This window comes from Escherichia sp. GZ89, assembly GCF_019366485.1.
GTDB lineage: Bacteria > Pseudomonadota > Gammaproteobacteria > Enterobacterales > Enterobacteriaceae > Escherichia > Escherichia fergusonii.
This window is the reverse complement of sequence record NZ_JAEOHX010000001.1, coordinates 728,467-740,608: the sequence shown is the minus strand read 5'-3', so window position 1 is coordinate 740,608 and position 12,142 is coordinate 728,467. Positions and strand designations below refer to the sequence as shown.

General features: G+C 47.2%; 14 protein-coding genes. 8 read left to right on the top strand and 6 right to left on the bottom strand.

Translation table 11 applies throughout. From position 1 onward, the window contains the following. Nucleotides 1-174: 174 nt before the first annotated feature. The 6 genes from oppA to K0335_RS03565 all read left to right on the top strand — a co-directional run bounded on the left by oppA (nt 175) and on the right by K0335_RS03565 (nt 6,659). Nucleotides 175-1,806, top strand: coding sequence for an oligopeptide ABC transporter substrate-binding protein OppA (gene oppA / locus K0335_RS03590; RefSeq protein WP_046077643.1), 1,632 nt, complete (start codon nt 175-177; stop codon nt 1,804-1,806). A gap of 84 nt (nt 1,807-1,890) precedes the next feature. After that, nucleotides 1,891-2,811 carry an oligopeptide ABC transporter permease OppB gene (oppB, locus tag K0335_RS03585; protein WP_046077642.1) on the top strand — a complete coding sequence of 307 codons (921 nt, stop codon included), beginning with the start codon at nt 1,891-1,893 and terminating at the stop codon, nt 2,809-2,811. Nucleotides 2,812-2,825: 14 nt separating this feature from the next. Next, entirely contained in the window at nt 2,826-3,734 is a 909-nt protein-coding gene (gene oppC, locus K0335_RS03580; RefSeq protein WP_000979647.1) for an oligopeptide ABC transporter permease OppC, read from the top strand. 11 nt (nt 3,735-3,745) lie between these two features. After that, nucleotides 3,746-4,759, top strand: coding sequence for a murein tripeptide/oligopeptide ABC transporter ATP-binding protein OppD (gene oppD / locus K0335_RS03575; RefSeq protein WP_000110929.1), 1,014 nt, complete (start codon nt 3,746-3,748; stop codon nt 4,757-4,759). Next, entirely contained in the window at nt 4,756-5,760 is a 1,005-nt protein-coding gene (oppF, locus tag K0335_RS03570; RefSeq protein ID WP_046080862.1) for a murein tripeptide/oligopeptide ABC transporter ATP-binding protein OppF, read from the top strand. Before oppD ends, oppF begins: the two co-directional genes overlap by 4 nt. A gap of 50 nt (nt 5,761-5,810) precedes the next feature. Then, nucleotides 5,811-6,659, top strand: coding sequence for a potassium channel family protein (locus tag K0335_RS03565; protein WP_219393730.1), 849 nt, complete (start codon nt 5,811-5,813; stop codon nt 6,657-6,659). A 182-nt stretch (nt 6,660-6,841) separates the two neighbouring features. Here K0335_RS03565 and K0335_RS03560 read toward each other — a convergent pair whose 3' ends face one another. Next, nucleotides 6,842-7,171: an HI1450 family dsDNA-mimic protein gene (locus K0335_RS03560; RefSeq protein ID WP_000366965.1), complete on the bottom strand. Its 330-nt coding sequence runs from the start codon at nt 7,169-7,171 to the stop codon at nt 6,842-6,844. Nucleotides 7,172-7,204: 33 nt separating this feature from the next. Then, a complete protein-coding gene (gene cls / locus K0335_RS03555) occupies nt 7,205-8,665 on the bottom strand; it encodes a cardiolipin synthase (RefSeq protein ID WP_000206880.1) in 1,461 nt (486 codons plus the stop codon). A 141-nt stretch (nt 8,666-8,806) separates the two neighbouring features. Between cls and K0335_RS03550 the strand changes: the two genes are divergently transcribed. After that, the gene (locus K0335_RS03550) at nt 8,807-8,980 is read left to right on the top strand and encodes a YciY family protein (RefSeq protein ID WP_032242938.1); all 174 of its coding nucleotides are present in this window, start codon (nt 8,807-8,809) and stop codon (nt 8,978-8,980) included. Nucleotides 8,981-9,019: 39 nt separating this feature from the next. Here the strand turns inward: K0335_RS03550 and K0335_RS03545 are convergent, their stop codons facing one another. Next, entirely contained in the window at nt 9,020-9,316 is a 297-nt protein-coding gene (locus tag K0335_RS03545) for a YciI family protein (RefSeq protein WP_000967601.1), read from the bottom strand. Between the two features lie 223 nt (nt 9,317-9,539). On the opposite strand from K0335_RS03545, the gene tonB reads away from it, so the two are divergent. Beyond that, nucleotides 9,540-10,265: a TonB system transport protein TonB gene (gene tonB / locus K0335_RS03540; protein ID WP_024256450.1), complete on the top strand. Its 726-nt coding sequence runs from the start codon at nt 9,540-9,542 to the stop codon at nt 10,263-10,265. 44 nt (nt 10,266-10,309) lie between these two features. Here tonB and yciA read toward each other — a convergent pair whose 3' ends face one another. From yciA to K0335_RS03525, 3 genes are all read right to left on the bottom strand, one after another. Further along, complete coding sequence (yciA, locus tag K0335_RS03535) at nt 10,310-10,708, bottom strand: acyl-CoA thioester hydrolase YciA (RefSeq protein ID WP_000214055.1); 399 nt, start codon at nt 10,706-10,708, stop codon at nt 10,310-10,312. A 107-nt stretch (nt 10,709-10,815) separates the two neighbouring features. Continuing rightward, complete coding sequence (locus K0335_RS03530; protein WP_000808659.1) at nt 10,816-11,355, bottom strand: septation protein A; 540 nt, start codon at nt 11,353-11,355, stop codon at nt 10,816-10,818. 30 nt (nt 11,356-11,385) lie between these two features. After that, entirely contained in the window at nt 11,386-12,129 is a 744-nt protein-coding gene (locus K0335_RS03525; protein WP_000028520.1) for a YciC family protein, read from the bottom strand. Between the last annotated feature and the right edge of the window lie 13 nt (nt 12,130-12,142).

The following is a 12,142-nucleotide window of genomic DNA, read 5'->3' as shown; positions in this document are numbered from 1 at the left end:
CAAAAGGGGGAGAACGCAGAACTCTCCCTGAAATATAAGCAGATGTAATCTGTAAGAGCATGTAACTAAGCAAGAAATACCGGGCGGTACTCATCTCCTGAGCCGAGCTGGTTTATTACTGAATTAAACATGCTGGTACAAAACCAGTAATTATAACGAAGGAGCACATACACAATGATCAACATTACAAAGAAAAGCCTAGTGGCAGCCGCCGTCTTGACAGCGCTCATTGCGGGTAATACTGCCCTGGCTGCCGAGGTTCCGGCAGGTGTACAACTGGCAGAAAAGCAAACGCTGGTGCGAAATAACGGTTCTGAAGTGCAATCCCTTGATCCGCATAAAATTGAAGGTGTTCCTGAATCCAACATAAGCCGCGACCTGTTTGAAGGGCTGTTGGTCAGTGACCTTGAAGGGCACCCAGTCGCTGGGGTTGCAGAAAAATGGGACAATAAAGACTTTAAAGTTTGGACATTCCATCTACGCAAAAATGCTAAATGGTCTGATGGAACTCCGGTAACTGCACAGGATTTTGTTTATAGCTGGCAGCGTCTTGCTGATCCGAAAACAGCGTCACCTTATGCCAGTTATTTGCAATATGGTCATATCGCGAATGTTGATGACATTATCGCTGGTAAAAAACCAACATCTGAACTGGGTGTCAAAGCCATTGACGATAATACCTTTGAAGTTACGTTGAGCGAGCCAGTTCCTTATTTCTATAAACTGCTGGTTCACCCGTCTGTTTCTCCAGTACCTAAATCGGCAATTGAAAAATTTGGCGAAAAATGGACTCAGCCTGCCAATATCGTAACTAACGGTGCCTACAAACTGAAAGACTGGGTTGTCAACGAGCGTATGGTACTTGAGCGTAGCCCAACTTATTGGGATAACGATAAGACCATTATCAATCAAATCACTTACTTGCCGATTGCCTCTGAAGTTACAGATGTCAACCGTTACCGCAGTGGCGAAATCGACATGACTTATAACAACATGCCGATTGAACTGTTCCAGAAACTGAAAAAAGAGATCCCAAATGAAGTGCATGTCGATCCATATCTTTGCACTTACTACTATGAAATTAATAACCAGAAAGCTCCATTTAACGATGTTCGTGTACGTACCGCACTGAAACTGGCACTTGATCGCGATATTATCGTTAATAAAGTGAAAAACCAGGGCGACCTGCCAGCTTACAGCTACACTCCGCCTTATACCGATGGCGCAAAATTGGTTGAGCCAGAGTGGTTTGGTTGGTCTCAGGAAAAACGTAATGAAGAAGCCAAAAAACTGTTGGCAGAAGCCGGTTATACGTCAGAAAAACCGTTAACCTTCGATCTGTTGTATAACACCTCTGATTTACATAAAAAACTGGCTATCGCCGTAGCGTCTATCTGGAAGAAAAATCTGGGCGCTAACGTTAAGCTGGAAAATCAGGAGTGGAAAACTTTCCTTGATACCCGCCATCAGGGTACTTTTGATGTTGCACGCGCAGGCTGGTGTGCTGATTACAACGAACCCACATCTTTCCTGAATACTATGCTTTCCGATAGTTCAAATAACACCGCGCATTATAAGAGCCCGGCGTTTGACAAACTGATGGGAGAAACACTTAAAGCCACGAATGAGGCTCAGCGTACAGAGTTGTACGCTAAAGCAGAGCAGCAACTGGATAAAGATTCTGCCATTGTTCCGGTTTATTACTACGTCAACGCACGCCTGGTTAAACCATGGGTCGGCGGCTATACCGGTAAAGATCCGTTAGATAATACCTATACCAAAAATATGTACATTGTGAAGCACTAATGGCAATACGTGGAGCAGGTCATATCTGCTCCACGGTGTCTGTTTTTTTCGCATTTTTGAAGGCACAGGCCAAAAGGTACGGCAATGTTAAAATTTATTCTACGTCGCTTTCTGGAAGCGATACCGACGCTATTTATACTCATTACCATTTCGTTTTTTATGATGCGCCTTGCACCAGGGAGTCCTTTCACTGGCGAGCGTACACTGCCGCCTGAAGTTATGGCGAATATTGAAGCGAAATATCACTTAAACGATCCGATCTCCACCCAGTACTTCAGCTACCTGAAACAGCTGGCACATGGCGATTTTGGACCATCCTTTAAATATAAAGATTACTCGGTCAACGATCTGCTGGCGACCAGTTTCCCGGTTTCGGCGAAATTAGGCGCAGCGGCATTTTTACTCGCCGTTATTCTTGGCGTTAGCGCGGGCGTTATTGCTGCGTTAAAACAAAACACCCGATGGGATTATATGGTTATGGGAGTGGCGATGACCGGGGTCGTTATCCCCAGTTTTGTTGTTGCCCCCTTATTGGTGATGATATTTGCGATTACGCTCCAGTGGTTGCCTGGCGGTGGCTGGAATGGTGGGGCTTTGAAATTTATGATTTTGCCAATGGTGGCATTATCGCTTGCCTATATCGCCAGCATCGCTCGTATTACGCGTGGCTCAATGATTGAAGTATTGCACTCTAACTTTATTCGTACTGCCAGGGCGAAGGGGTTACCAATGCGTCGGATTATTTTCCGCCATGCATTAAAACCCGCTCTATTACCGGTGCTCTCCTATATGGGGCCTGCTTTTGTCGGCATCATCACTGGTTCTATGGTTATCGAAACCATTTACGGATTGCCAGGTATTGGTCAGCTTTTCGTCAATGGCGCACTTAACCGCGACTACTCGTTGGTGCTCAGTCTGACCATTTTGGTGGGAACGCTGACAATTGTATTTAACGCCATTGTCGATGTGCTGTATGCAGTTATCGACCCAAAAATTCGTTACTGATACTGGAGCCTGCGATGATGTTAAGTAAGAAAAACAGCGAGGCGCTGGAGAATTTCAGTGACAAGCTGGAAGTTGAAGGGCGTAGTCTATGGCAGGATGCGCGCCGTCGTTTTATGCACAACCGTGCTGCCGTCACCAGTCTTATTGTGTTGGTGATCATTGCGTTGTTTGTCACCCTGGCACCAATGCTGTCTCAATTTACCTACTTTGATACCGACTGGGGAATGATGTCCAGTGCACCGGATATGGAATCTGGTCACTATTTTGGCACCGATTCCTCCGGACGTGATCTGCTGGTGCGCGTGGCAATTGGTGGGCGAATATCTCTGATGGTGGGGATAGCTGCAGCCCTGGTTGCAGTGCTCGTGGGTACATTATACGGTTCACTTTCAGGCTATCTCGGTGGCAAGGTGGATTCTGTCATGATGCGCCTGCTGGAAATCCTCAACTCCTTCCCATTTATGTTCTTTGTAATTTTATTGGTAACGTTCTTTGGGCAGAATATTCTGCTGATTTTTGTCGCGATCGGCATGGTTTCATGGCTGGATATGGCACGTATCGTCCGTGGACAGACTCTGAGCCTGAAACGAAAAGAGTTTATTGAAGCGGCGCAAGTCGGGGGCGTTTCTACCGCCAGTATTGTAATTCGCCACATCGTGCCAAATGTGTTGGGGGTAGTTGTTGTTTACGCTTCGCTGCTGGTGCCAAGCATGATCCTCTTTGAATCCTTCCTGAGTTTCCTTGGCCTCGGTACGCAAGAGCCGCTCAGTAGTTGGGGGGCGCTGCTCAGCGATGGTGCGAACTCCATGGAAGTGTCGCCGTGGTTGCTGCTGTTCCCGGCTGGCTTCCTGGTAGTGACGCTATTTTGTTTCAACTTTATCGGCGATGGCTTACGTGATGCCCTCGATCCGAAAGACCGTTAAGGAGTGCAGCCATGAGCGTAATTGAAACCGCAACTGCGCCACTCGCGCAACAACAGGCTGATGCACTGCTGAACGTGAAAGATTTACGTGTCACCTTTAGTACGCCGGACGGTGATGTGACAGCAGTAAATGATCTCAACTTTTCCCTGCGCGCCGGTGAGACATTGGGGATTGTGGGGGAGTCTGGTTCCGGCAAATCACAAACAGCGTTCGCGCTAATGGGGTTACTGGCAGCGAACGGTCGTATCGGCGGAAGTGCAACCTTTAATGGGCGCCAGATCCTGAACTTACCAGAAAACGAGCTGAATAAGCTGCGTGCTGAACAGATATCAATGATTTTCCAGGACCCGATGACCTCGTTAAATCCTTATATGCGAGTCGGCGAGCAACTGATGGAAGTATTGATGCTGCATAAAGGGTTACGCAAAGCCGAAGCCTTTGAAGAATCGGTACGTATGCTTGATGCGGTAAAAATGCCAGAAGCACGTAAGCGGATGAAAATGTATCCCCATGAATTTTCTGGCGGAATGCGTCAGCGTGTGATGATAGCGATGGCACTGCTATGCAGACCAAAACTGTTGATTGCCGACGAACCAACCACCGCACTGGACGTGACCGTACAGGCACAAATCATGACCTTGTTAAATGAACTGAAAAGGGAATTTAACACAGCCATTATTATGATTACGCATGATCTCGGTGTGGTTGCCGGGATTTGTGACAAGGTACTGGTGATGTATGCCGGGCGCACGATGGAATATGGCAACGCTCGCGATGTCTTTTATCAACCCGTTCATCCTTATTCTATTGGTCTGCTTAATGCTGTACCGCGTCTGGATGCCGAAGGTGAGACGATGCTGACCATCCCCGGTAATCCGCCAAACCTGCTGCGTTTACCTAAAGGGTGCCCATTTCAGCCGCGTTGTCCACATGCGATGGAGATTTGTAGTAGCGCTCCGCCGTTAGAAGAATTCAGTCCTGGTCGCTTGCGTGCTTGTTATAAACCGGTGGAGGAACTTTTATGAATGCTGTAGCGGAAGGAAGAAAAGTTCTCCTCGAAATAGCTGATCTCAAAGTTCATTTTGATATCAAAGATGGCAAACAATGGTTCTGGCAACCGGCAAAAACACTAAAAGCCGTTGATGGGGTAACACTCAGACTGTATGAAGGGGAAACGCTGGGCGTCGTGGGTGAGTCTGGATGTGGAAAATCCACTTTTGCTCGCGCCATCATTGGCCTGGTTAAAGCGACAGATGGGCGTGTTGCCTGGTTAGGCAAAGAGTTACTGGGGATGAAACCTGATGAGTGGCGTGCGGTGCGCAGCGATATTCAGATGATCTTCCAGGACCCACTGGCCTCACTGAATCCGCGTATGACTATTGGCGAAATTATTGCCGAACCACTACGAACTTATCATCCGAAAATGCCACGTCAGGACGTGCGCGAGCGGGTGAAAGGGATGATGCTGAAAGTGGGGTTGTTGCCTAATCTGATTAACCGCTATCCCCATGAGTTTTCAGGCGGTCAATGTCAGAGGATTGGTATTGCCCGGGCACTGATTCTCGAACCGAAGCTAATTATCTGTGACGAACCAGTGTCGGCGCTGGATGTGTCTATTCAGGCGCAAGTGGTTAATTTGCTGCAACAGTTGCAGCGGGAAATGGGGCTTTCTTTAATCTTCATTGCGCACGATTTGGCGGTGGTAAAACACATTTCTGATCGTGTGTTAGTGATGTATCTCGGACATGCTGTCGAACTGGGCACTTACGATGAGGTATATCACAACCCATTACATCCCTATACCAAAGCATTGATGTCGGCAGTGCCGATTCCTGATCCTGATCTGGAAAAGAATAAAACAATTCAGTTGTTGGAAGGGGAGCTGCCTTCACCAATTAATCCACCTTCTGGCTGTGTCTTCCGTACCCGTTGTCCGATTGCCGGACCGGAGTGCGCAAAAACGCGTCCAGTACTGGAGGGGAGTTTCCGACACGCTGTCTCTTGTCTGAAAGTAGACCCGTTATAAAGCGTCAAAGGGCTGGCAAATTGCTGGCCCTTTTTACAAGGGAGGTGCAGATGGCAGGCAGCATTTCAGGATATCGCCAACGGGTTTACCACTTTCTTTTTGATCAGCACCACAAATCTGGCAGACGTTGCGAAGCCTTGCTCGGTTTTCTGGCATTACTGAGCGTTATCGTTATTTTTATCGAATCCGGCGTTGGTACTGAATACCAGCTAACTTATGAACAATGGCATCTCTTTGTCTGGGCAGAGTTTTTTTTCACATTTATCTTTACTACTGAATATTTTCTGCGGGTATTAAGTTGGTCCAGTCCTGTTCGTTATGTATTCAGTTTTTGGGGGTTTATTGATTTGGCGACAATCCTCCCGCTGTACGTTATGTGGTTATGGCCGGAGATTGGCTTTAATTATCTGTTTGCCTGGCGAGCGATGCGTGCAATAAGGGCGTTGAGGATATTACGTCTTTTACGATTTATGCCTGCATTAACCAGTTTGTGGCAGGCAATTATTAATGCCCGCCATCAGTTGGTTCTGTTCTATACCTTTATCGGCATTGTCATGATTGTTGCTGGTGCACTGATGTACGCCATTGAAGGGACAACCAACGGTTTTAATTCACTGGGTACGTCGGTGTATTGGGCAATCGTAACAGTAACTACGGTAGGGTATGGTGATATTACACCGCACACAGAAGCGGGAAGGTGGGTATCGTCGATTTTGATTTTGATTGGCTACTCAGTTATTGCCATCCCAACGGGGATCATCACTGCGCAACTTACCACTGAATTACAACAGAAAAGAAAACGGCGTCAATGTTCGCATTGCCATACGGCAGATCACGCTCTTGATGCAAAATATTGTCGCCTCTGTGGCGGTGAATTATTACCAGAGAAAGGCGAATAATAGGGGCTGATGACAAAGGCATAATTACCTGATGCGCTACGCCTTATCAGCCTACGTGAGCTCTGCAATATACTGAATTTACATGTTTCTGTAGCCTGGATAAGGCTTTCAAGCCGGGTCCGGCATGAACAAAGCGCATTTTGTCAACACTCTGAATGAGCAGCATATGCTGCTCATTGTCATTATTCACGCCAGAGGATATGGCAAAGTTTGTGATCTTTTTCGCGGCATAACAAAATGCGAGCAAAAATATCGTTGATTTCGCCATCTTCGCTATCGGCCAAACCAATCACGACTTCCGCAAAAAAGTCAGGGTTCAGGTCAAAATCGACATGTTCCTGCCAGTCTTCCGACGGATCAAATAATTCCGCGCCACCACGCTCCTCAAACTGTAAATTAAATAATAGAACATCTGCCGGGTCGAGATTATCGGCAGCAAGCTCGAGAAAAATATCATAAGCCTGCTCAAGCGTTTCATCTTCAGTCAGGCGATTGTTCAGATCCATATCCATAATGACTACCTGGTTAACTTCGTTTGGCACGTTTTACAGCAACGGGCTGAAGAAGTAAAACAATCGCTCTGCGACTCGCTGCCAGAGTGGTCGTTTTAACCACAACCGTTCATCAAGAAGCCGGGAACGGGAGATATAGTCATCCTGTACTGCGGCGAGATCAGCGCCGAATCCTTTGTCGTCAATGGCGAGTGTGATTTCAAAATTAAGCCACAAACTGCGCATATCCAGATTAACTGTACCGACAAGACTAAGCTCACCATCAACCAGTACGCTCTTGGTATGTAATAAACCACCTTCAAACTGGTAAATTTTAACTCCGGCTGCCAGCAATTCGGTGAAGAAAGCACGACTGGCCCAACCAACCAGCATAGAGTCATTTTTACGTGGCAGGATAATGCTGACGTCCACGCCACGCTGTGCAGCAGTACAAATTGCATGTAGCAAGTCATCACTGGGCACGAAGTAGGGTGTCGTCATAATTAAATATTCACGAGCTGAATATGTTGCAGTCAGCAAGGCCTGGTGAATCAAATCCTCCGGGAAGCCAGGGCCAGAAGCAATGGTGTGAATGGTATGACCGCTGGCTTGCTCAAATGGCATGATATTGACGTCAGGCGGCGGTGGCAGAATGCGTTTACCGGTTTCAATTTCCCAGTCGCAGGAATAAATCACGCCCATAGCTGTCGCGATGGGGCCTTCCATGCGCGCCATGACATCTACCCACTGGCCTACACCGGCATCTTGTTTAAAGAAGCGCGGATCGACCATATTCATGCTGCCAGTGTAAGCGATATAATTGTCGATCATGATCATTTTGCGGTGCTGGCGAAGGTCCATGCGTCGCAAAAAGACACGCATCAGGTTAACTTTCAGCGCCTCGACTACTTCAATACCTGCATTTCGCATCATGGCTGCCCATGGGCTACGGAAAAAAGCCACACTGCCAGCAGAATCAAGCATCAGTCGACAATGAATACCACGACGAGCTGCAGCCATTAATGACTCAGCGACTTTATCGGCCATGCCACCAGGCTGCCAGATATAAAACACCATCTCAATATTATGGCGGGCAAGCTGAATATCGCGGATTAGAGCTTGCATCACATCATCAGAATCGGTGAGCAGTTGTAATTGGTTACCTTTTACTCCTGCGATCCCCTGGCGACGTTCACACAACTTAAATAAAGAAGAAGCAACACTACTGTTCTCTTCTGCAAATATGTGCTTGCAGGATTTCAGGTCGTTAAGCCATTTTGCGGTTGAAGGCCACATCGCCCTGGCTCGTTCAGCACGGCGTTTACCTAAATGAAGTTCACCAAAAGAGAGATAAGCAATAATGCCCACCAGCGGCAGGATGTAGATAATCAGCAACCAGGCCATTGCGGAGGGAACTGCACGACGTTTCATTAGAATACGTAATGTTACGCCAGCGATGAGTAACCAGTATCCCAGAATGACCAGCCAACTCACCACCGTGTAGAAGGTTGTCATAGATTAAAAATCCTTTTGAAAGCGTATTGTTATGAGTTTACGCATAAGGATTCATCTGGCAAATAAAAACAGGGGAAATTAACTGGTTTGCTCATGATGTGGGGGTATAATAAGCACTCTGGTATTGTAAGAGTGATTAACATGAAGCGTAGTCGAACGGAAGTGGGACGCTGGCGGATGCAACGACAAGCGAGTCGTCGTAAAGCGCGTTGGCTTGAAGGGCAATCACGTCGCAATATGCGAATCCACTCCATCAGGAAGTGTCTACTCAATCATCAACGTAATTCGCTGTTGTTCGCGATATACGACATTTGATGACAAAGGGCACCGTTAACAGGTGCCCCTTCGAATTTATCAAAAGACTTTTTTATAAGGTTTCACCGACACCTGTGCGTAGACGCCTGCCGCAACGTACGGATCTGCATCTGCCCATGCCTGGGCTGCTTCCAGTGATTCAAATTCAGCAATAACTGTAGAGCCAGTAAAACCGGCTACACCAGGATCGTTGCTGTCTACAGCAGGCATTGGGCCTGCGGTTAGCAGACGGCCTTCATCATGTAAAACCTGTAAACGCGCCAAATGAGCAGGGCGCACAGACAGGCGCTTTTCCAGTGAATTGGCTTTATCTTGAGCGTAGATGACATATAGCACGGGTAGAGCTCCTTGGTCGGTAAAGTTGTGAAGTACGTTATTTGAAACATCTCACAACTGCAACGCAAAGATAGTGGATTTGTTACAACCATACCTTTAGAAAGGTTATTTTCGGATAAAAATGCCATTTCATCGTGCTCAGCTCTGTTGCCTTATTGAATATGATTGCTATTTGCATTTAAAATCAGGGCCTGGTTTTTTAACTGAAACGATTATGACTTCAATGACGCTTGATTTACCTCGTCGCTTTCCCTGGCCAGCGTTACTTTCGGTCTGCATTCACGGTGCACTTGTGGCGGGAATTCTTTATACCTCGGTACATCAGGTTATTGAGCTACCTGCACCTGCGCAGCCTATTTCCGTAACAATGGTTGCACCAGCCGATCTGGAGCCGCCGCAGGCTGTACAACCGCCACCGCAACCCGTGGTTGAGCCGGAACCTGAACCGGAGCCAGAACCCATTCCTGAACCGCCAAAAGAAGCACCAGTGGTGATTGAGAAACCTAAACCGAAGCCTAAGCCAAAACCAAAGCCAGTGAAAAAGGTGCAGGAACAACCAAAGCGAGATGTACCACCAGCAGAACCTCGTGCGGCATCACCTTTTGATAATAACGCCGCTGCACGTCCGACTAGCAGTACTGCTACGGCAGCAAATGCCAGACCAGTGGCGAGTGTTGCGTCTGGACCTCGTGCGCTAAGTCGTAACTCGCCGCAGTATCCGAGACGAGCTCAGGCATTACGACTTGAAGGGCAGGTTAAAGTAAAGTTTGACGTAACGCCTGATGGTAGAGTAGATAATGTACAGATCCTCTCGGCCAAACCGGCAAATATGTTTGAAAAAGATGTAAAAACTGCAATGCGCAAATGGCGTTACGAACCCGGCAAACCGGGAAGTGGAATTGTGGTTAATATTTTGTTCCGGATGAATGGAGCAACCCAAATCCAATAATCAGCCATAAAAAACAAAAGCCTCCGGACAGGAGGCTTTTGCTATTACGGTACGGGCAGTGGTCGAGGTTTTCCATCGGGATCCACTGCAACATATTTAAACAACGCCTCAGTGGCTTTATAGCGCTGTCCAATCGGTTCGGAAGCGACTTTCTTCACCCAAACTTCAATATTAATGCTGACCGAAGTAGTGCCTTTATTAACACAGCGTGCGTAGCAGCACACCACATCACCGACCGCAACTGGACGTAAAAAAGTCATTCCTTCGACGCGAACAGTCACCACACGACCGTGCGCAATTTCTTTTGCCAGAATGGCGCCACCAATATCCATTTGTGACATTAACCAACCACCAAAAATATCACCGTTGGCATTGGTATCAGCTGGCATTGCCAGAGTGCGTAAAACCAGATCGCCCTGAGGGACGTTATTTGTTGTTGTCATGCTAGAACCGACTTAAAAGAAAGATTACAGGCGCGATGCTACTATGATTTGCGAAACGAGAACAGAGGTGAAAAGAAAGCGCCAGCCCTGCAGGACTGGCGCTTTGCTCAGGATTTATCGTCCTGAGGAAGATGGCGGTAGATATAAACACCGCTCAGCAGCGTAAAGATTAATGTTAATGCTGTCAGCCCAAAAACTTTGAAATTCACCCAAATGTTTTGTGGTAGCCAGAATGCAATGTAGATATTCGCCAGCCCACAGAGGATGAAAAATACGGCCCAGGCCAGATTTAGTTTCGACCAGACCGGTTGAGGTAGCGATAGTTCTTTACCCAACATACGTTGGATCAGTGGTTTTTTCATAACCCACTGGCTGACCAGCAAAGCACCAGCAAACAGAGCGTAAATCACTGTCACCTTCCATTTAATAAATTCATCATTATGGAAGAACAGTGTTAGTCCTCCGAAGACGACCACTAACACAAAGGTTATAAGGGCCATTTTTTCGACTTTGCGAAAACGCACCCAACTGTAGATCAACACTATAGCTGTGGCGACGATAAGCGCCGCAGTGGCCGCATAGATGTCATAAATCTTATAAAACGCGAAAAAAACAACCAGCGGTAGAAAATCAAGAAACTGCTTCATTTTACGATTCCGTAATCAAATACTTCAGGATTATTGGCGGATCAACATATACAGACGGAACAGATAAATGAGCAAAACGGCAGAAAAAAGATTGCTCAACGTGTTTGCCAGTATGGCGCCAACTTCCGGGGTTAATGCAGCAAATCGGGAGGCGAGCAATAACAATGCTGTTTTTGCCAGCAACCAACTGAGAACGGCCGGGGCGATAAGCCGCATATTTGCCCATGTTAGTCGAATACTGGAGCGCATTGAGGCGAAAACGCCCATTTTGTCCTGCACCAGCATGACAGGTGCAAGTGCCAGCACAATGGCCATCAAAATACCCGGTACAACCACAAACATAATGCCAATTTGTACCATAAGTGTGGTCAGGAAGATCAGAATAAACAACTTAGGCAGGATCGGGGCACTGGCACCAATAGCACGTAAAGCGCTAACGCGATGTCCCGCAGAAACCAACTGAATTAACAGTAACATGCCGCCTGCCAGAATAGCGTTACCGATTAATCCTGAAAAAGTAGAAGCTGCTGATGCCTGAACAAGGACTTGCTTCTGTTCCAGCGACATATTTTGCACAATCTCAAACAGCCCGGCGTTATCTGACAATGTCTCGACCTTATCTAACGATGCGAGCTGCGCTTCACTGGGTGAGAATACATGCCCAATTACCACGGTGATAAACGCACAAAGCAATGATACCAACAAGATGGTCATAAATTGATTGCGGAAAAAGTTTCCGGTGTCACGGTATACGGACTGCGCCGTGATAGACATGCACTCTCCTTGA

Excerpts from the sequence above, each read along its gene's own strand:
- oppA (WP_046077643.1), top strand. The coding sequence starts at position 175 with ATGATCAACATTACAAAGAAAAGCCTAGTGGCAGCCGCCGTCTTGACA.
- oppB (WP_046077642.1), top strand. The coding sequence starts at position 1,891 with ATGTTAAAATTTATTCTACGTCGCTTTCTGGAAGCGATACCGACGCTA.
- oppC (WP_000979647.1), top strand. The coding sequence starts at position 2,826 with ATGATGTTAAGTAAGAAAAACAGCGAGGCGCTGGAGAATTTCAGTGAC.
- oppD (WP_000110929.1), top strand. The coding sequence starts at position 3,746 with ATGAGCGTAATTGAAACCGCAACTGCGCCACTCGCGCAACAACAGGCT.
- oppF (WP_046080862.1), top strand. The coding sequence starts at position 4,756 with ATGAATGCTGTAGCGGAAGGAAGAAAAGTTCTCCTCGAAATAGCTGAT.
- K0335_RS03565 (WP_219393730.1), top strand. The coding sequence starts at position 5,811 with ATGGCAGGCAGCATTTCAGGATATCGCCAACGGGTTTACCACTTTCTT.
- K0335_RS03560 (WP_000366965.1), bottom strand. The coding sequence starts at position 7,171 with ATGGATATGGATCTGAACAATCGCCTGACTGAAGATGAAACGCTTGAG.
- cls (WP_000206880.1), bottom strand. The coding sequence starts at position 8,665 with ATGACAACCTTCTACACGGTGGTGAGTTGGCTGGTCATTCTGGGATAC.
- K0335_RS03550 (WP_032242938.1), top strand. The coding sequence starts at position 8,807 with ATGAAGCGTAGTCGAACGGAAGTGGGACGCTGGCGGATGCAACGACAA.
- tonB (WP_024256450.1), top strand. The coding sequence starts at position 9,540 with ATGACGCTTGATTTACCTCGTCGCTTTCCCTGGCCAGCGTTACTTTCG.
- yciA (WP_000214055.1), bottom strand. The coding sequence starts at position 10,708 with ATGACAACAACAAATAACGTCCCTCAGGGCGATCTGGTTTTACGCACT.
- K0335_RS03530 (WP_000808659.1), bottom strand. The coding sequence starts at position 11,355 with ATGAAGCAGTTTCTTGATTTTCTACCGCTGGTTGTTTTTTTCGCGTTT.
- K0335_RS03525 (WP_000028520.1), bottom strand. The coding sequence starts at position 12,129 with ATGTCTATCACGGCGCAGTCCGTATACCGTGACACCGGAAACTTTTTC.